Annotated in this window: 18 protein-coding genes; 7 read left to right on the forward strand and 11 right to left on the reverse strand. The window is 51.1% G+C overall.

Going from position 1 to position 19,095, the window contains the following annotated elements:
• Nucleotides 1–38: 38 nt before the first annotated feature.
• Genes MTO69_RS17900 through MTO69_RS17925 form a run of 6 tightly spaced genes read right to left on the reverse strand, consistent with a single transcriptional unit; the run spans nucleotide 39 to nucleotide 6,805 of the window.
• Nucleotides 39–1,667, reverse strand: coding sequence for a BatD family protein (locus MTO69_RS17900; protein WP_248334789.1), 1,629 nt, complete (start codon nucleotides 1,665–1,667; stop codon nucleotides 39–41).
• Between the two features lie 2 nt (nucleotides 1,668–1,669).
• Entirely contained in the window at nucleotides 1,670–3,490 is a 1,821-nt protein-coding gene (locus MTO69_RS17905; protein WP_248334790.1) for a VWA domain-containing protein, read from the reverse strand.
• Nucleotides 3,483–4,451, reverse strand: a complete 969-nt coding sequence (locus MTO69_RS17910) for a vWA domain-containing protein (protein ID WP_248334791.1) — start codon at nucleotides 4,449–4,451, stop codon at nucleotides 3,483–3,485. Before MTO69_RS17910 ends, MTO69_RS17905 begins: the two co-directional genes overlap by 8 nt.
• The gene (locus tag MTO69_RS17915; RefSeq protein WP_248334792.1) at nucleotides 4,444–4,917 is read right to left on the reverse strand and encodes a DUF4381 domain-containing protein; all 474 of its coding nucleotides are present in this window, start codon (nucleotides 4,915–4,917) and stop codon (nucleotides 4,444–4,446) included. The genes MTO69_RS17910 and MTO69_RS17915 overlap by 8 nt, the downstream gene beginning before the upstream one ends.
• 2 nt (nucleotides 4,918–4,919) lie before the next feature.
• The gene (locus tag MTO69_RS17920) at nucleotides 4,920–5,837 is read right to left on the reverse strand and encodes a DUF58 domain-containing protein (protein ID WP_248334793.1); all 918 of its coding nucleotides are present in this window, start codon (nucleotides 5,835–5,837) and stop codon (nucleotides 4,920–4,922) included.
• 11 nt (nucleotides 5,838–5,848) lie between these two features.
• On the reverse strand, nucleotides 5,849–6,805 hold the full coding sequence (locus MTO69_RS17925) for an AAA family ATPase (RefSeq protein ID WP_248334794.1): 957 nt from the start codon (nucleotides 6,803–6,805) through the stop codon (nucleotides 5,849–5,851).
• 378 nt (nucleotides 6,806–7,183) lie between these two features.
• On the opposite strand from MTO69_RS17925, the gene MTO69_RS17930 reads away from it, so the two are divergent.
• The 3 genes from MTO69_RS17930 (at nucleotide 7,184) to MTO69_RS18895 (ending at nucleotide 9,567) form a co-directional block, all read left to right on the forward strand.
• Nucleotides 7,184–9,097: a methyl-accepting chemotaxis protein gene (locus tag MTO69_RS17930; protein ID WP_248334795.1), complete on the forward strand. Its 1,914-nt coding sequence runs from the start codon at nucleotides 7,184–7,186 to the stop codon at nucleotides 9,095–9,097.
• 82 nt (nucleotides 9,098–9,179) lie between these two features.
• On the forward strand, nucleotides 9,180–9,380 hold the full coding sequence (locus MTO69_RS17935) for a restriction endonuclease subunit S (RefSeq protein WP_248334796.1): 201 nt from the start codon (nucleotides 9,180–9,182) through the stop codon (nucleotides 9,378–9,380).
• Between the two features lie 61 nt (nucleotides 9,381–9,441).
• Nucleotides 9,442–9,567: a hypothetical protein gene (locus MTO69_RS18895; RefSeq protein ID WP_255199289.1), complete on the forward strand. Its 126-nt coding sequence runs from the start codon at nucleotides 9,442–9,444 to the stop codon at nucleotides 9,565–9,567.
• Between the two features lie 59 nt (nucleotides 9,568–9,626).
• Here MTO69_RS18895 and pyrC read toward each other — a convergent pair whose 3' ends face one another.
• A complete protein-coding gene (gene pyrC, locus MTO69_RS17940; RefSeq protein WP_248334797.1) occupies nucleotides 9,627–10,655 on the reverse strand; it encodes a dihydroorotase in 1,029 nt (342 codons plus the stop codon).
• A gap of 159 nt (nucleotides 10,656–10,814) precedes the next feature.
• On the reverse strand, nucleotides 10,815–10,973 hold the full coding sequence (locus tag MTO69_RS17945; RefSeq protein ID WP_248334798.1) for a YqaE/Pmp3 family membrane protein: 159 nt from the start codon (nucleotides 10,971–10,973) through the stop codon (nucleotides 10,815–10,817).
• Nucleotides 10,974–11,166: 193 nt separating this feature from the next.
• On the opposite strand from MTO69_RS17945, the gene MTO69_RS17950 reads away from it, so the two are divergent.
• Complete coding sequence (locus MTO69_RS17950) at nucleotides 11,167–12,984, forward strand: hybrid-cluster NAD(P)-dependent oxidoreductase (RefSeq protein ID WP_248334799.1); 1,818 nt, start codon at nucleotides 11,167–11,169, stop codon at nucleotides 12,982–12,984.
• Between the two features lie 53 nt (nucleotides 12,985–13,037).
• On the opposite strand, the gene MTO69_RS17955 is transcribed toward MTO69_RS17950, so the two are convergent.
• On the reverse strand, nucleotides 13,038–13,922 hold the full coding sequence (locus MTO69_RS17955) for a DMT family transporter (RefSeq protein ID WP_248334800.1): 885 nt from the start codon (nucleotides 13,920–13,922) through the stop codon (nucleotides 13,038–13,040).
• A gap of 98 nt (nucleotides 13,923–14,020) precedes the next feature.
• Between MTO69_RS17955 and MTO69_RS17960 the strand changes: the two genes are divergently transcribed.
• On the forward strand, nucleotides 14,021–14,809 hold the full coding sequence (locus MTO69_RS17960; protein WP_248334801.1) for an AraC family transcriptional regulator: 789 nt from the start codon (nucleotides 14,021–14,023) through the stop codon (nucleotides 14,807–14,809).
• Here the strand turns inward: MTO69_RS17960 and MTO69_RS17965 are convergent.
• Nucleotides 14,801–15,727 (reverse strand): M14 family metallopeptidase, encoded by a 927-nt coding sequence (locus tag MTO69_RS17965; RefSeq protein WP_248334802.1) that lies wholly within the window; start codon nucleotides 15,725–15,727, stop codon nucleotides 14,801–14,803. The genes MTO69_RS17960 and MTO69_RS17965 overlap by 9 nt on opposite strands.
• Before the next feature lie 177 nt (nucleotides 15,728–15,904).
• Between MTO69_RS17965 and MTO69_RS17970 the strand changes: the two genes are divergently transcribed.
• On the forward strand, nucleotides 15,905–16,810 hold the full coding sequence (locus MTO69_RS17970; protein ID WP_248334803.1) for a DUF808 domain-containing protein: 906 nt from the start codon (nucleotides 15,905–15,907) through the stop codon (nucleotides 16,808–16,810).
• Between the two features lie 44 nt (nucleotides 16,811–16,854).
• Here the strand turns inward: MTO69_RS17970 and MTO69_RS17975 are convergent, their stop codons facing one another.
• Nucleotides 16,855–17,502, reverse strand: coding sequence for a DsbA family oxidoreductase (locus MTO69_RS17975; RefSeq protein ID WP_248334804.1), 648 nt, complete (start codon nucleotides 17,500–17,502; stop codon nucleotides 16,855–16,857).
• 207 nt (nucleotides 17,503–17,709) lie between these two features.
• Between MTO69_RS17975 and MTO69_RS17980 the strand changes: the two genes are divergently transcribed.
• Nucleotides 17,710–19,062 carry an alpha-amylase family protein gene (locus tag MTO69_RS17980; protein ID WP_248334805.1) on the forward strand — a complete coding sequence of 451 codons (1,353 nt, stop codon included), beginning with the start codon at nucleotides 17,710–17,712 and terminating at the stop codon, nucleotides 19,060–19,062.
• The last annotated feature ends 33 nt before the right edge of the window (nucleotides 19,063–19,095 follow it).

The raw sequence follows: 19,095 nt of genomic DNA on the forward strand, positions 1-19,095 counted from the left end.
GGTCGCCAACTGGCGACCCGATTTTTACCCCGATAGGGTTACAAGTGAGCCAGCGGGGGCTCTACTTGCTTTGCCTTGCGGCGCTTGGCTTTTTTTAGCAGTTGCAGCAGGGTGTCAGGTTGCCAGGCAGACCCCTCTTGGCTGTAGCGACTTTGGTTCATCTGCGCTATCTGTTGCGTAATAGCGTCGCGGATGGTCATATCTAGCTCCGGGTGATCATCCAGCCAACGGTTGACCAGTAAGTTAACAGTGACAAAGTCGCGATTTTTAAGTGCGTGTTCAACCGAAGGTTCGCATGCATTGCTTGCCGGTTCATGATTACCGTCTTGCAAGCCTTTGCGCCACAGACGGTAGGTCACGACCATCGTCATCAGCCATAGCAACGCCAATAATGCGCTCAGGTAGGGCCAAAATCCGGCATGGTACACTGTGGCGGTTGTGACCGGTTCGCTATTGGATGCAAGGGGCAAAACCGCCTCGCGGTTTATCTCTTTTGCAGGCAGGACCTCAATTGCCAGCCCTGTGAGAGTCGCGGTTTTTTGGCGTTTGTTTTTACTATCCCACCAGTTGAGGCTCAGTTCATCAAGGCGAAGTTCGCCCGGTTGCTGCGGGATCAACACCTGCTTCAACGTCATGCGTGTCGCGCCGTTGTCTAGCTGAGTAAATTGTGGTTTTTCAGCATAGACTCGCAAACTTTCTGGATAAGCGAAGACGAGCTCGGGAAAATGCTCTGCTGGCACGCCTTGAATATCTAACGTGATCTGTCGACTAAACGATTCGCCCACTTGGGATGTGTACAGCGCTCCAGTATCGAGCACTTGGCCTTGTCCATCTTGCCATTGCTGGCTCAGCTCTAAACGTGCCGCAGGCAGCCATTGCCCTTGATATTGAGCAGGAATTGGCAGTACCTCAAGCGCCAGTTTGGCGGGGTCTGTGGTTGCAGGCACGAGTTTAGTCGTGCCACTTCGATTATCGCCATAAACGATGCTACCGTTAAAACCAATGCCATAGACCTCAAAGGTGCCAGCTGTTTCTGCAGTGAGGCGGTAGTTTTGGTCGACAATGGTGACTTCGACACCGTCGAGCACACTTTGATACTGGTTGGCTTCACCCAGCGCTGCAATGGAAACGCCGTTGGCCTTTGGTGGCATGATGGTCGGGTTTTGTAGCCTTCTTGGATCGGTTTTGACAATGAGCCGAGTGGCGAGCGTGGTGCTTTCTCCTGGGTAGAGCTGGTCACGCTGCAAATGGCTCTGCACTTCAACGAGATCAGTCAGTAGCGGTTGGTCACTGTCCATCGATACTTGAATGGTGATCGGCTCAGATTGAGCTCCATCAATCGAAAACGCCGGGATCTCCGCCACCCCAAGTCGCTGAGCCGCTAAGTTGATGTTCCATTCACTGCGGGTGCTGCGTTCACCGTTGATGATATTGACCGAGCTACCAAAGCTTGGTCTACCCACATAGAAGTTTTGCTCAAGCGCAGACAAGTCGATGGCGTCGGAGGAAACGCGCTTGTCGACGACGATCCGCAGTTGAAGCACTTCATTTTTGACCACTTTGTTTTTACTTACCGTGGCCACCACTGTGGTGGCCCAAGTCTGGGCGCTGACCATCAGCAGGGCGAAGGCAAGTAGGCGTAGTGCAAGGGTTGTCGCTGATTTCATACTTACCATTTCTTACCTGTCTGTTGTGGAGGTTGTTTTTGCTGAGCTTGCAGCAATAGTTGCGCGCGCAGTAAGCGAGTGGGATCGCGTGCGTCTTCAACTTGTTGGAGTTTACGCAGCTCAGGATCAATCGACGCTGTGCCAGTTGACGGCTGCGCTGAACTGTCTGGGTTGTCTGTCGCATCCGCCTGTTTGGCCGTTCGGCTAGACTCCGATTGTTCTGGCGTAGCCTCATCTGCTGTCGGATTGGACTCTGGCTCGCCAGTTTGGGAGCCATCACTTTCGCTTTGCTGCGGCTGACGGTTGTCGCTCGGTTGTGGGACGTTTTGCGACCCGTTGGCGGACTCATTATCAGCGGCGGGCGAGGTCGAACTTTGTTCTTGACTCTGTGATTCGGAAGACTCACCTTTCTGTTGCTGTTGCTGTTGCTGTTGCTGTTGCTGTTGCTGTTGCTGTTGCTGTTGCTGTTGCTGTTGCTGTTGCTGTTGCTGTTGCAGGGCCTGATTAACCACTTTCAAGTTGTGTTGTGCGTCTTGGTGGTCAGGCTGCTGCTGCAAAATGTCTTGATAGAGCTGCTGCGCAGTTTCAAGCTGACCGTCTTGCGCGTACGCATTGGCAAGGTTGTAACGGCTGTCGATATCATCGGCATCCGCTAAGGCCTCAATCGCGGCTTTAAAATCGCCAGCTTGGTAGTGCGCTGCGGCGCGCCACCTTTGATCGGTAAACTGCTCGGCTGCAGCACTGTATTGACCAGCTTGATAGTGTTGCCAAGCTTGTTGGTCATTGGTTTTCCACGGCGAGGCCATAGCAGGTTGAGTGGACACTAATGGCAACAAGGCAATCAATAGGCCAAACAGCACCCCACGGCGAAACAGCCCTAGCGCGGCGATAATCAGTATCGGCAACAGCCAATAGCCCTGATTGATGCGCTCTGTTAACACCGGGTTTTTATCGTTAGATTGCGCATGCTCAATGGTAGTGGTGGCCGATAAAATCTGCTGGATATCACGATTGGTCAACTGAATTGGGATAAACCGCCCACCGAGCTGGGTGGCGAGCGCACGCATATTGTCAAAGTTTGATTTGGCCACCACTGGCTGGCCATTGTCCATGGTCATCAAGCTGCCATCGTTGAGTTGAATCGGTGCACCACTGCGGCTGCCAATACCTAGGATGGTCAAACGCCAAGGCGTGCCTTGAAGTCTATCTGTCACTCGCTCTCGCTCATCATCATCGAGGTCGTCAGCCAGCAAAATGATGTCACCAGAGTTCATTGCGGCGTTTTTCATCATCTCAATCGCCAGTGCCACCCCTCGACTGGCATCGGCTCCCGGGTAGGGCATCAGCTCGGGCGTCAGGTTTGGCAGTAAGTTGATGATGGTTTGCGTGTCACTGGTTAAAGGCGTTACTCGGTATGCGTCGCCAGCGTAGGCGACTAGCCCTGTCATACCCTCTTGCCATCCGTTGAGCAGATCGGTGAGCTTAAAGCGCGCTTGGGTCAGTCGGTTGGGCTTGATGTCGTTGGCATACATCGACATAGACATATCCAGTACCACCACTCGGGCACTACTATTGCTGAAACTGGGCCGTTGCTGATGACTGAAGCTCGGGCCACTTAACGCGATGATGGTTATCACACCAAAAACGCCCACCATTTTGAGCAATTTGTGCGATGAAGGCGTGTGTGCTTGTTTCATTGCCTGTGCCAAATGTGGCGCGATTAAACTGGCCTTGCCGCGCGATCGCGTTAGCCAGACCATCAAGCCCAGCCAAGGGATAAGTGCCCATAACCATAGCGGGTAGAGTAAGGTGAAATCAGACACGGCTCCTCCTTAGCACTAGGATTATTGTAAACAGAATCAACGCCAAACTGAGCGGCGCCATAAACCACTCTTGCTGAGGTCGCCACGTTTGGGTCGCTGTACTAATCGGCTCAAGGCTATTTAGGGTGTCGTAAATGGTCGCCAGTTCGTCGGCGTTGCGGGCGCGAAAATACTGTCCACCAGTGGCTTTAGCGATGGCGATCAGGGTTTTCTCGTCGAGGTCTTGAGCGGTGTTGACTTTGCGGGTCATAAAAAACTCTTTGACCATCATTTCTCCAGCACCGACACCTATGGTGTATATGGTCGCGTTGTACTTCTTAGCAATGTTTGCCGCTTCAATGGGGTCGAGCACGCCAGCGGTGTTGCTGCCATCACTGAGTAGCACCATGACACGTTGCGGCGCATCACTATCAATGAAGGTCTTGGTCGCGAGGCCGATGCCGTCACCCATAGCAGTTTTATCGCCAATCAAGCGTAGTACCAAGTTGTCTACTTGTTCAGCAATGGCATTTCTATCTAAGGTTAACGGGCTTTGCAGATAGGCATGGTCAGCAAACAGGACTAAACCCAATCGGTCGCCTTGGCGCTGTTTGGCAAAGTCACTCACCACTTTTTTCATTGCGCTCAGCCGATCAACATAGTCGTCGCCAAGACGCATATCTTGTTGGCTCATCGAGTAAGACAGATCGAGAACCAGCATTAAGTCGCGGTGTTTGGGCTGAGTGGTGACAGGGTCGCCATACCAAACAGGCCGAGCCAAGGCGGTGACGAGCGCAAGCCAAAAAAAGCCAGCGAGTAGGGTCATCCGCCAATGAGTGGTAGACCTATGAGACACCTGATTTGGCAGATAAGCCAAGTGAATGCTTGTCTGCTTTTTTACCGCAGGCGAGAGCCGATAAACAATAATAGGTAGGGGCAATAGCACCCATGCCCACCACCAAACGAAGCTAAGGTTAGCCACGTTTTATTCTCCTTCTCTTTGGCGGAAGTGCTTGCGCTACCCAGTCGCTACAGTGCTGAATGAGTAACGGCGCATTGTGATGTGGTTGTTTACTGTATAACGCTTGTTGCCAATCATCGTAATGGTCGACAAAGCATGGTTGGGCCATTTGGCTATCGAGAAAGTCATACCACTCTTTGCCGGTTAGCTGCGCAATCTCTTCTCTTGGGTAGTAGCACAACGCGACTTGGCGCACCAGTTCAATCGCCTCGGAGGGCTTTTGCCCATTGGCAAGCAGACGCAGCGCCGTTTTCTTGGGTGCCAAGCGTTTTTTATTCCAGCGGATCAGCAGTAAGATAACGAGTATCGAAACGACCACAGCCGCCAACGCAGCCCACCATCCCCATGCTAAAGGAAACCAGCTTGGAGCCGGCGGTAAATGCAGCGCGTTAAGGGGCAGAAGTGAAGATTGAGTCTCTGTACTCATAGTTAAAATCCATCTAATTGTTGTAATAGGGTGCGATCACTGCTGAGCGCTGAAAAAGAGATACCCATGGTTAAGGCCAACTGGGTTAAGTAGTGTCGTTTTTGTTCGAAGGCGGCGGCAATGCCTGCTCGAGTCGGTTTGGAAGCAAAGTCTAGCCAATGGTTGCCTTTGGTACTGCTAACCAGTTCCGTGCCTCGAAACAGTGTCTGTCCATGTTCGAGCGGATCGCTAATATGCACCATGCGCACCCGATTGTGTTGCGTGAGGCGACTCAGAGCCGGTTCGTCGTCAGGTGTCATGCGAGTATAGTCGCTTAGTAAAATGATCTCGCTGCCTTTCGGGCACAGTCGGTTTAGCGCCTGCAGCGGATGACTGAGCGACCAAGACTCGTGTTTCTCTTCACTAAGGCCCTTGGCATGCTGAGTGACCAGCGCTTGAACTAAACCTAAGGCGCCCTTGTTGCGCGCGGTCGGCTTAAGCTCGACCAGATCGCGACCGGTATCTATCACCGCTCCAATCCTGTCTTGCTGCGCAACGCTCAGCCACGCAATCAAACTCGCCATATGTGCGACTTGCACCGACTTGAACAGCAGCTGTGAGCCCAAAAACAGGCTGGGCGAGAGATCGACCAACAGCACGATCGGTTTCTCCCGCTCTTCGCTAAACAGCTTGGTGTGCGGCTTACCTGTTCGCGCGGTGACTCGCCAGTCGATAGCGCGGATGTCATCGCCTGCTTGATATTGACGTACCTCACTAAAGTCCATGCCACGGCCAAGTTGACGGCTGTGATGCTGACCGAGTCGTTGCGACCACAAGCTTTTGCCAGGTGGCATCCAGCGGATCGCCTGCTGCTTGTAGTAGATCAGCTCATCAAGGGTTAAGTTGACGCCATCACTATAAGGAGGAAGCTGGGTGTGCATTGATGTCACCTTCAAGCACTGCCAACTAAAGAGAGCAAGGAGTCGATGACCTGATTCGGCTGCACGCCTTGCGCCTGCGCTTGATAGCTGAGTAACAATCGATGTCGCAGCACAGGATAAGCCATGGCTTGAACATCTTGCGGGTCGACATAATCACGTCCACACAACCAAGCATGAGCGCGGGCGCAGCGATCTAAGGCAATCGTTGCGCGAGGACTCACGCCCATTTCGAGCCACTGGGCCAATTGACTGTCGTATTTATCCGGTTGGCGCGTCGCCATCACCAAGCGGATGATGTATTGCTCGATACTGTCTGCCATATGGATATTGAGCACCGCTTGTCGGGCGGCAAAAATATCTTTTTGAGTCAGCATGGGGGGAGTGGGGTGGCTATCACCTTTGGCCTCACCACGATTCAAGCGCAGGATCTCAAGCTCACTGTCGGCATCTGGGTAGTCGACATCAAGATGGAGTAAGAAGCGGTCGAGCTGCGCTTCGGGCAGAGGATAAGTGCCTTCTTGCTCAATCGGGTTTTGGGTCGCCATCACCAAAAATAGCTCAGGTAGCGGATAGGTTTTACGCCCTGCGGTGATCTGTTTTTCCGCCATCGCTTCTAGCATCGCCGCTTGAACCTTTGCCGGCGCACGGTTGATCTCATCGGCCAAAATCAGCGAGTTAAAAATCGGTCCGGATTGAAAGATAAACTCGCCACTTTCGGGGCGAAACACATCGGTACCGGTGAGATCCGCTGGGAGCAGGTCCGGGGTAAATTGAATACGATGGAAGTCGCCTTCAATACAATCTGCGAGAGATTTGACCGCGCGAGTCTTGGCAAGTCCCGGAGGACCTTCGACCAAGATATGCCCGTCGGCAAGCAGCGCCACTAACAGTTGATTCACCAGCTCGCTCTGACCAATGATTTGGCTATTTAAGTAATCACGTAACTGTTGTAGAGCCTGTGAAGTCATGATTGTCTCTCTCCCTATTTTTTCACTTAGTAGCTGACAACCACGAAAAGTTCCCTGCTGCTGATACCAATCAAGATGGCGTGTCGAAAATATCAGCGCAGTGGCGCAGCGTTGTCTACACAAGTGCAATCAATTCAGTGAGTTAAAATATGGGGTCGAAATTCGCAGATCCAATGTTTCAATATTGAAATCTTGGCTTTCTTGACCTTTATTTGATAATGAGCACAAACCTAGTTTAATCGGCATTATGTCATTAAGAAATCAATCATGGTGCCGATACAAGGTGTGGATTGAGTCGTGTGTATCCATTGAGCGGCAGACAAGGACACGCCAATCCGATATTTACTCTATATCAAAAAGCTTGAAAAGGCAGAGAGCATGAAACTGAATTCAATCAGCATAAAACAGAAAGTGGTCGCAGGTATTACCTTTGCGGTGTTGGCGTCGACCATCATCGTTGGGGTGATGGCGCAACGTCAGGCACGAGCAGTATTAGAAGACCGATTGATCAATTATGAGGTGCCCGCCACCCTTGAGCAGATCAGTGGGCAAATTGATGAAGAAGTCAGTCAACTTCTTGCCGCAGCGAAACAGATTGCCGATAACGAGTTTATCAAGCAAGCCATTGATACGACGTCTATCTCACCCGAAGTAGAAGCGCGCTTGGTCAAGCAACTCAACAATATTCGCGCCCAGTATCAGCTAAATGATGCGTCGGTAGCGAACCGTGACACCGCCTACTACTGGAACCAAAACGGGTTCTTGCGTCAGTTAAACCAGCAACAAGATGGTTGGTTCTTTGGATTTAAGCAGTCAGGTAACGCAACATCGGTCAGCATTTTCCAAGAAGCAAACGGCGATGTGAAAATGTTCACCAACTACCAAAACGTGAATGGTATGTCGATGTCGGGCTTGTCTAAATCGATGGATGATATGGTTGCCTTGCTCAATGGTTTTCAAATTGAAGAGTCGGGCTTTGTATTTCTTGCCGATGCACAGGGACAAGTCCAGATCCATCGCGACAGTAGCAAAGCCAAATCAACCCTAGCCAAACTATTTGGTGGCCGCGCTTCCGAGCTGCTCAATAAGTCTTCATTTAATTTGATTGATGCGGTGTACGAAGGACAAAACGTGTTGGTTGCCACCAGTTTTATTCCGTCCATGAACTGGTTTGTGGTTGGTGTGATCCCCGTCGACGAGGTGTTTGCTGAACTAAATGCAGTGGCCACCCAGATGATGCTGACAACCATCGTTGTGGCTGTGCTGTTTATCTTGATGGGGGTGTTCCTCGCCAACGGCATTGCGCGCCCAATCCAAGCCATTGCAGCACGCTTTGTCGACTTAGGTAAGGGTGACGGCGATTTGTCTCAGCGTATTGAAGTTAAAGGGCGTGACGAGATTGGCCAGCTTTCAGAGGGCTTTAATGGCTTTATCGAGAAAATTCATCAATCGATGAAAGAGGTGGCCTCAACCAGCCATGCTCTACAACAAGCCGCTGAAGGGGTGTCCAGCAAGTCGCACACTACGCACAACAACAGCCAAATTCAGCGTGATCAGACGATTCAGGTGGTGACGGCGATTAACCAGATGGGCGCGACCATCAGTGAAATCGCGAGTAATGCGGCAACCGCCGCCGAGACAGCATCAACAGCTTCAGACAACACCCAAGAAGGTCAAAACGTGGTCAACAAGGCCAAAGAGGCGATCAGCCGCTTGGCGTTAGACATCGAGAACACGGGTAGAGTTGTGGAGCAGTTGGCCTCGACGACTCAAGAGATCGGCTCGATTCTAGATGTGATTCGAGACATCTCTGAGCAAACCAACTTGCTTGCGCTCAATGCTGCGATTGAGGCGGCTCGTGCTGGTGAACAAGGGCGCGGCTTTGCGGTTGTGGCTGACGAGGTGCGTAATCTGGCAAGTCGCACCGCCGATTCGACGGAAGAGATTCAGAAGATGATCAATCAGCTGCAAGGCGATGCGAAAGACGCGGTGTCGGCAATGGAAGCAGGTAAGAGCGTAACCGGTGAAGGCGTATCGGCGTCAGATGAGGCGGTTGAAGTTTTAGTGCGGATTTCAGAGCGCATTCATGACATCTCGGATCGTAACACCCAAGTGGCAACCGCAACGGAAGAGCAGTCTACTGTGGTCCACACCATCAACCAGAATATCGAAGAGATCAACGCGATCAACGAAGTCACCACAGGCACAGCAGAAGAGCTAGCGGCGGCAAGCACCGAGTTGAAAGAGCTTTCTCAACGTCTCGACCGCATGGTGGGTAGCTTCAAACTGTAAAGCGAGCGCGATACTGGCACAACGGGGGCTAAGTGGGTTAAACTTAGCCCCAGTTATTTTTGGTTAAAAGGTAAGTGAAGTCATGAGCGATTTCGAGAAAGAGCTTGAACAAATGTCTCAAGAGATGGGGAGCGAGCCAGAAGTCGCGCTGCCATCTCTTGAAGAGCAACAAGCGATTGCGCAAGAGCTGAAAAAGCTGGAAGCAGAGGGCAAGTTAACCCCAGAAGTCTTAGAGCAGTACTTTGGTAAGTTTTACGCCAAATCAGATAAGCCAGTGCACTAAACCAGCGCTAGTAAAGAGATAGGTCGCTCAGGCGGCCTTTTTTATTGTTTCGGAGCCCATTATGTTTATCGTCTACCGCTTGGTGAAACTGGCCGTCATTTGTGCGCTGTTCTTCACCCTATATGATTGGATAGCCTTTGGTGAAATCACCTGGGTGGCGCGTCTACTTGCAGAGTTTGGTCTGTAATATTTATCCAATAAAAAAGAGCGACTCATGTCGCTCTTTTTGCGTCGATAGAGTCAGGGTTATTTAACGCTCCAACTCACCGTTTCACCCGCGCGGATTGGCACCACCACGTCTTGACCAAATGGCATGCTTTTCGCGACCGCCCACTCTTGTTTGGTTAGTGTGACTGTATCTTGGTTGCGCTCAATTCCGTAGAAGTCCGGGCCATTGTGGCTAGCAAAGGCTTCTAGGTTCTCAAGTTTACCTTCTTGTTCAAACACTTCAGCATACAGCTCTAGCGCCGCATGTGCTGTGTATGAACCGGCGCAGCCACAGGCAGCTTCCTTCATTCCTTTGGCGTGGGGCGCAGAATCTGTGCCCAAGAAGAACTTTTTGCTGCCGCTGGTGGCGGCCTCAATCAACGCAAGCTGGTGGGTGTTGCGTTTTAGGATAGGTAAGCAGTAAAAATGAGGCTTGATGCCGCCGACCAACATATGGTTTCGGTTGTACAGAAGGTGGTGCGCGGTGATGGTCGCCGCCACGTTATCGTTGGCATTTTTAACAAAGTTCGCCGCATCTGCTGTCGTGATGTGTTCAAGCACAATCTTCAGATTTGGAAAATCGTTGACGATAGGCGCTAATACGGTATCGAGGAAGGCTTTCTCACGATCAAAGATATCGACATCATGGTGGGTGACTTCGCCGTGGACCAACAACAGCATGCCGACTTCTTGCATCGCCTCAAGAACGTGGTAAATGTTCTTTGCGTCAGTGACACCTGAATCAGAGTTAGTCGTTGCACCTGCAGGGTAGAGCTTGGCTGCCACCACAGCACCAGACGCTTTGGCTTTGCGAATTTCGTCAGGGGTGGTGTTGTCAGTCAGGTAGAGCGCCATCAAAGGTTGGAATTGCTCACTTGGCTGCTGGGCCATAATACGTTCACGGTAAGCGAGCGCCATTTCGGTGGTGGTCACAGGTGGGACAGTGTTTGGCATGATCAGCGCGCGTCCATTGTAGCGGCTAATGTCTCGCACGGTATCCTTGAGCACCTCGCCGTCACGTAAGTGAACATGCCAGTCGTCAGGACGTGTGATTGTAAGTGTTGTCATTATTGCTCCCACCATTAATTGAGTTGTCTGATTGGAGCCCAAACGCGACGAAAACTGTGAAGGCAAACGCTTACGCTTAGGCGACAGGATGATAGAGCAAAGCGGTTTCTATTTCATCCCTTTTTTCATCGATACAGTGAGTTAATGGTGCTTAAGCGTTTAACGTACCGTCAGCCAAAGTGCGTGAATCGCCCCCGGTACAAAGAAGAAAAAGGTCAAAATCAGGTTGATTAAAAAGTCTTTGCCCAAGCCTTTATCAAGAAAGACCGCCACAGGTGGTAGAAAAATACATAAGATGATCATCACAAGTTTGTTCATTGCTGCTCCTAGCTGATGGATTACGCCATCAGTATAGTCGGCTTTGCTCGCTAGTTGGCACCGTGTCGAGTTCAATATCAAAGCTGAGATTGGCGCAGTACGCTTTTCAGTGGGCATTTTTGTTCGTCGCGGCGAGAAAAGCTCATCAAATTGAGTATACTGGTGCGACAATAATAGATGCTTAGGATTAGCAATGTCAGCCTCAACTCTTTCTCAAATCAATGTTTATCCGGTTAAATCTGTCTCTGGTGTGTCACTCTCTAGTGCTTGGGTCGAAAAGCAAGGTTTGATGTTTGATCGCCGTTTTATGCTTGCGTTAGCCGATGGCTCTATGGTCACTGCGCGCAAATATCCGCACATGGTGACCGTGAAATCGACACTCACAGCCGATGGTTTGATTCTTACCGCCCCTGGGCATGATCCACTGCGTCTTCGTTATAGTGAATTCAAGATGCAACCAACCCCTGCGACAGTATGGAGTGACGACTTTAGCGCCTATACCACCACCGATGTTGCTGACGATTGGTTTAGTGCGGTGCTTGGACAACGCGTCGAGTTACTCTTTTGCGGGGAGCAGTCTAATCGGGTGCGAGAAAAGTTAGGCCACAATGTCAGTTTTGCTGATGGTTACCCGCTGCTGGTGATCAGTGATGCCTCGTTGGCCGAACTCAATCGCCGCAGTCCTGAAAATCACTCGATGGATCAGTTTCGCACCAACTTGGTGGTCTCTACTGACGAACCGTTTGCCGAAGACAGCTGGAAGCGAATTCGCATTGGTGACGTAGAGTTTGAGGCGGTCAAACCCTGTGAGCGCTGCATTTTGACCACGGTCGATGTTGAAACCGGTGAGTTCAGACCGACCAAAGAGCCGCTAAGAACGTTATCGCAGTTTCGTGCCAACAAATTTGGTGGGGTGTTCTTTGGCCAAAACTTGGTGGCGCTCAATGAAGGCACCATTCAACAAGGTGATCAAGTTGAAGTGTTGGAGTACAAAGCCAAAGAGTCGTACGCCGACAATAGCCCAAGCAAGATGATCATGACTTGCGTTGAGCGAGAAGAGATCGCTCGCGACTTTGTCACGTTTTGGCTCGAGCCACAGCAAGGTGAGGTACCAAGCTATCAGCCCGGTCAGCACTTACCGATTTCGATTCAAGTTAATGGCGAAACGATTGGACGACGCTACACGCTCTCGTCCAGTCCTTCGCGGCCTGGGCGTTTAGCTATCTCGGTGAAACGTATTGACGGTGGCCGAGTCTCGAACTGGTTAGTCGATCATCTTCAAATTGGCGATACCTTAGATTGCGAACAGCCCGACGGCAGTTTCCATCTTGGCAACAAGTCCCACTCGCCGCTGTTGCTGCTATCAGCAGGCAGTGGTGTGACGCCGATGCTGTCGATGTTGCGTTATCTTGCTGATCACAATCAGCTCGATGATGTGGTGTTTTATCATCAATGTCGCAGCGTCGAGGACATCCCGTGCCGTGATGAGTTGGAGCAGTTGCGGGCAGAGCACTCTGGTCTGAAAGTCCTGATATCCTTGTCGCAAGCACCGCTAGATTGGTTTGGCCTAAAAGGACGATTTACCCTATCGCATCTTAAGCAAATTAAAGATGTTGAGCAGCGTCAGGTGTTTGTCTGTGGGCCAGATGGCTTTATGCACAAAGCGAAAAATTTACTGCTGAAGAAAGGTTTGCCCGAAAAGCAGTATCATCAAGAAGCCTTTGGGGTAAGCAGTACCGCGTCGCAGCCGCTGGCCTCAGTAACCATTAATGTCAACGGCCAAGCATTTAGTGGCGATAATCAAAAAACATTGCTCGAACAAGCCGAAGACGCGGGCATTGCGATTGCCAATAGCTGCCGAGCCGGGTTGTGTGGCGCGTGCAAAGTGACGCTGGACGCTGGGCAAGTACATCACCCAGACGTGCCGGCATTGCCAAAGAGTGAGCGCCATCAAGGTCATATTTTGGCCTGTTGTAGCGTGCCACAAACCGATATAGACGTAAGCGTGTAACGCTGGCCGGCGGCGGTGCTGCAAACAGGTTTTGCAGCACCGCCGTTTGCCTATCAAGTGGCGGCGCGGCTCAGTCTGCGCCTTAGTTTTATTTGTGACAACGCCACCCCGCATATCACCATCATCCCACCGCTCAGGTGATAAGGGTAGATCGCTTCTCCAAGCCAAGTGGCGGCCAAGCAGAGTGCCACCACAGGCATCAAGTTCATAAACATCGCGCTCGACTCCGCGCCGATAAGGTCTATCGACTTGACCCACATCCATGGCGCAATAATTGAGGCCGCGACACCTGCATAGGCGATAAGTCCAATAGCGGATTGGTTGGGGGCGAGGGTGTGGCTAGTGAGCCAAATTGGGGTCAACATGATGAGTGCCAGTACCCCTTGGATATACACCATGGTCCAGTTGGGTAGCGGCATTTTCCAACGTTTTAACAATACGCAGTAGCTGGCGTAACAGAGCGAGGCGATCACCATAATCGCATCCCCCTGCGTCACCGACTGATGAAGGAAAAATAGCGGGTTACCCTTGCCCAGCATTAAAGCCAAACCAGCCAAGGCCAATACTCCCCCAAACAGACTGAGTACGGAAACGCCTTTGCCGAGGAGTGGCACGCTAATAAACAGGGCAAACAAGGGAACTAAAGAGCCGATAAGCGCCATATTAGACGCCGTGGTTGAGAGCCCTGCGTAATAAGCGAGCGATTGGTTTAATACCATGCCAAGTAGGGCGAGAGTGGTCAATTTAGGTAAGTTGGCGCGTATCACCGGCCAATGCTTGAGAACACCTTTAGAGCAAAAAGGGGTCAAGATCAGCACCGCCAGTAACCAGCGATAAAAGCTCATCGCGCCGGGTTCAATCACATCGGCGGCCATCTTGGTGGCGATGGCATTACCACCCCAAATCATGACAGTAAATAACGGCAGAAGATAAACCATATGTGACCCTAAAGAGATAAACGGTAGTAATAGTCTGTCAGGTCTGTATGATTATATATATCGTTATTAAGACATTGCGCGTCATAGGAAGACAAGTTTTGAGAAAATCAGCCAAACACCTCCACCCATCGTTATCAATCGACAAAGCACCATCAGAAGTATTTATGAATTTTGAAGCGTTTTTGTCGAATACTGAAACTCGAATGCACAGCCATCCTTGGGGACAGGTACAGCTGATCAGTGGTGGGATCTTGGAGATGGAAGCGCAAGGAACGCGATTTCTAGCGCCACCTCATTTAGCGATTTGGGTGCCTGCTGGGGTGATGCACACCAGTTTCAACCGTAAACCGCTGTCTTACTGCTCATTGAATATTGCTCAGAGCTTGACGGAAAACTTTCCCGATTGCACCAGTTTAATCAAAGTAACGCCCATCGTGTCGGCGATTGTGGATGACTTTCGACAGCGCCAAATCAACATCGCAAGCACTCAACAAGACAAACGCTTGGTGCAAGTGCTGTTGGATCAGTTGGCTACCCGCGATACTCAGCACCATTTTTTGCCTTCAACGGATACCAAATACTTGGCCAAGATCTTAGCCGCGGTGGAGGAGAACCCTATCGACAATACCAGTTTGTCACAGTGGGCTGAGCGAGTGCACACCACAGAGCGTACACTGGCCCGTCACTGCCAGGCAGAGCTGGGGATGAGTTTTACCGAGTGGCGATTGCGAGTTCGCTACCTCTACTCAATGGACTTACTCAGAAAGGGCCACTCGGTAAAAGAGGTGGCCCTTACTCTGGGCTACAATCAGGCCAGCCCATTTATCGCGATGTTCAAAAAATACTCCGGGCAAACCCCGGAGCAATACAAGAGCCGATTACTTTGACTGCTCCGCTAGCACATAGTCCAAACCACCGACAATGGCCGCGACTTGGGCTAGGTTGCACTCTTGAGCCGTCACTTTCGGGCTATCAGGGTAAACTTCGGTCGTGGTGCCGTAAGTGCAGTTGGTCACCCCGCCACACAGACCGAGTTTGACCATAGGGTATAAGATGACACCATGCTGAACCACGGGCGAGCCAATGATCTCTCCTTTCTCATCGGCTGGGGCGATATGGGTGACTTTACTCACCGACTCGATCACTGCCGCTTGAAACTCTGGTTGTGGGTTTTCACTGTCGCCCACAGTGTAGAAGCCATCTGGAATCATCCCTTCGATATACTCGATGCCGTCTCGCGCGGCGAGGGCTGGGCGAAACTCAGATTCGTCGGTATCTGTGGTTTCGTGTAAATCGATATGAACCAATATCTCGCCGTCTAGGCTGGCAACCAGTGCCATCAAGTTGGCCGATTCTTCCGCTGGGGAATCGGTGTAGAACGAGCGGTTAGGATCAAGGGCTAATGGATTCCATCGGTTAATGGTTTCGTAACCCCAGGGGCTGACGCAGGGCGCAACCACAATATTGAACTCCTGGCTGTATCGCGCCATCTCGGTGCGGGCGAATTCGAGCGCGCCGTGCACACCACTGGTCTCGTAACCGTGAACACCCCCGGTTACCAGGACAACCGGCTTGTGTGGTTGCCAATTTTTGCTCTTGATGCAATACAACGGGTAACGAGCTGGATCGTAAGAGAGCGCCCCGTACTGCTCAACATCAAACTGTTCACGCAGAGCGTCAATTTTCGGTATGACCTCTTGCTGATAGTGACGCTTGATTGAGGTTTGTGCACGCCACTGCTTGCGCTGCGCTTCGCCCCATTTTTCACCGGGTGTGCCGATCGGATAAGTGTAACTGCTGTGCATGATTGAGCCCTAAAGGTGATTGGATACGCGCCATAGCATAGAGCGGCGGTGGGCGAGAGGCAATGTTCAAGCTAGCAAAAACCGTGGCGAGGGACAGTAAGATGTTTTTGTTTCTGTGGTGAGCAGGAAGTGTTACATTCCCTTACATTCTAACCGATTAATTAAGAGTATCTACTTATGGCTGGGGCAAGTCTTTTAACCTTATTAGATGATATTGCAACCGTATTGGATGATGTGGCCCTGATGTCCAAAATGGCAGCGAAAAAGACGGCTGGTGTGCTGGGAGATGACTTAGCACTGAACGCACAACAAGTCTCGGGCGTAAGAGCGGAGCGAGAGATCCCTGTGGTTTGGAGTGTCGCCAAAGGATCATTTCGCAACAAGTTGATTTTAGTACCGGCGGCTTTAGCGATGAGCGCGTTTATCCCTTGGCTTATCATGCCGCTACTGCTACTTGGTGGATTGTTCCTCTGTTTTGAGGGGGCAGAAAAAGTCATCGAAAAACTGTTTCACCCTCGACCACACTCGCCGAACGAGGGGGCAACCAGTGACCTTTCTGCCGAAGAATACGAGCGTAGCAAGATCAAAGGCGCGATTCGAACCGACTTTATTTTGTCGGCCGAGATTATTGTCATTGCTCTGGGGACGGTGCAAGGACAAGCGATGACGACGCAAATTCTTGTGGTCAGTTTGATTGCACTGGTGATGACGATTGGCGTGTATGGACTGGTTGCCGCTATCGTCAAGCTCGATGACCTTGGCCTTTATTTAGTGCGCCGCTCACAGCCACAAAGCGTGAGTATGAGCCTTGGCCAAGGGTTGATCGCTTTTGCGCCTAAGTTAATGAAAGTGCTTGCGGTGGTCGGAACCGCAGCGATGTTCTTGGTGGGAGGAGGCATAGTGGTACATAACGTTGCGTTGATCCACCACTGGGTTGAGCCATTGATCCTCAATTTCTCTGACATCTCAGGGGGCCGTTTGGTGATCGCTACATTGCTCAACGGCGCAATCGGTGTGCTGGCGGGGTTGGCTGTGGTGGCGGTGGTCACTGTTGCTCAGCGAGTGAAAAGCCAGCTGAGTTAATCCGCGAGGATATGGTTGTTCAGTTGAGGCCGAACACCTTTGAATCAACCCTCGGCTTCGACTATCTGCTCAATGGCTTCGACTAATCTTTCTGCTGTCTGCGCACCTGAAATGAGGTGTTTCTGATTGATAATAATGGCCGGGACGGCATTAATACCCGCTTCGAGCCATTGTTGCTCTGTGGCAGCCACTGCGTCAGCCCAACTCTGATCATGAATAATGTGCTGAGCGACTTGTGGGTCCAGTCCGACTTTGGCGGCGCATTCTATCAGTACTTTCTCATCACTGACATCAAGTTGATCAGTGAAGTAAGCGGCAAATAGCGCCATTTCCAGCTCCATCTGTTTCTCTTCACTTTGTGCCCAAAGCAGCAGTTGGTGCGCTTTTCGGGTGTTATAGATACGCATTTGGTCATAAAACTCAAATCTAAACCCCACCTCTTGGCCGAGTTGGGTCAGAGTTTGGCGAGCGGCAATGCTGGCCTCCTCACTGGTGCCATACTTTTCTTGAATGTGCTCACGCAGGTTTTGTCCTTCTGGAGCCATCGCTGGGTTCAACTCGAACGGATGCCAATGAATATCCGCGCTGATGCTCGATTCAAGGCTCGACAACGCCCGTTCTAAGCGTTTAAAACCTATGATGCACCAAGGGCAAACTACATCCGAGACGATATCAATACGAACAGTGTGCATGTTGTGATCCTTCTGTGCCATTGCTGATAAGTATAGCCTTACTCAAGAGGTTGAATTCAAAGTAACACACACCTTAGCTCTACGCCTATTCACTACTACGCAAAAATTTGATTCAAGGGTGAAGAGCGACCACAGCAGGCTTTGTTATGATGCGAAGTAATGGAGCACTCTGTTTAGAGTGTTGACTCCCTGAGAAAGGAATGGGTGATGAACAATTCTCACGCGACCGATGTAATACTGCATGCCTTTGATTGGCCTTATGCCATGGTCGAGCAGCGTGCAAGGCAAATACAACAAGCGGGCTACCAGTCGGTATTGGTATCACCGCCAATGAAATCGTTAAAGCGCGATTCGGGTACCGAGTGGTGGCAGCGCTATCAACCGCAAGACTACCGAGTTATCGATAACCAACTCGGTAACACTCAAGATTTTAAGCAAATGCTGGAAACGCTAAAGGCGCTGGGCGTTCATGTTTATGCTGATGTGGTGTTTAACCATATGGCTAACGAGTCGGATAAGCGGAGCGACCTACAATACCCCAGTGATGCGGATTTAGCCGACTATCAACGCAACCGCGAATATTATCAAGCGCAGCAACTGTTTGGTGATTTAAGCCAGCCGCTTTTCGGCTGTTCGGACTTTGTTGAAGCATTCGGCATTGAGGACTGGCAAGATCGCTGGCAGGTCCAAAATGGGCGCATCACTGGCGGCCCGTCTGATCCAGGCCTACCGACTCTACGAGTTTGCCCCCATGTGGTTGAACAGCAGCAAGCCTACCTTCGTGCGCTCAAGCAACTGGGCGTGAAAGGGTTTCGCATCGATGCGGCCAAGCATATGACCCTTGAGCACCTTAAGCAGGTATGGACCGAAGAGATTTGCCAAGATGTCCACATTTTTGGCGAGATCATTACTAGCGGCGGGGCCACCAAACCCGAATATGAACTGTTTTTGGAGCCATTTCTGGCCCAAACTTGCTTAGGCGCGTATGACTTCCCGCTGTTTCAGACCTTGTTTGATGCGTTAGACACTCAAGGCAGCCTAAAGAGCTTGGTTGACCCTTACTGCTTTGGTCAAGCGCTGTCGGAGAGCCGTGCAATCACGTTTGCGATTACACACGATATTCCCAATAACGATGTGTTTGCCAACTTGGTGATGAGCGAAGCCAATGAGTGGCTGGCCTATTGCTACCTGCTCGGACGAGATGGTGGCGTGCCGCTTATCTACACCGACTTAAACACCAGTGGCATTGAAGATCAGCAGGGTGAGCCGCGCTGGATGGGGGCATGGAAAGACGAGAAGATGCTGGCTGCCATCGATTTCCACAATCGAATGCATGGTAAGAGTATGAAAATACTTGAGGCGTCGGATGATCTGCTGGTGTTTGCTCGTGCAGACGAAGGTATGGTTATTATCAACAAGTCACAGCGTGCGCAAAGCGTCGATTTTATCACTAAGTCAGAATGGCTCGATCTACTGACCTTAGAGAGCGTTGAGCCCAAAGCGGGTCGTTGTTTGGTTAAGGTGCCGCCTCAATCGGCGATGATGCTAGTGGTCATCTAGCTGTGGGTATAGCAAAGGCGCCAGTTCGGCGCC

The organism is Vibrio sinaloensis (genome assembly GCF_023195835.1).
Classification (GTDB): domain Bacteria; phylum Pseudomonadota; class Gammaproteobacteria; order Enterobacterales; family Vibrionaceae; genus Vibrio; species Vibrio sinaloensis_C.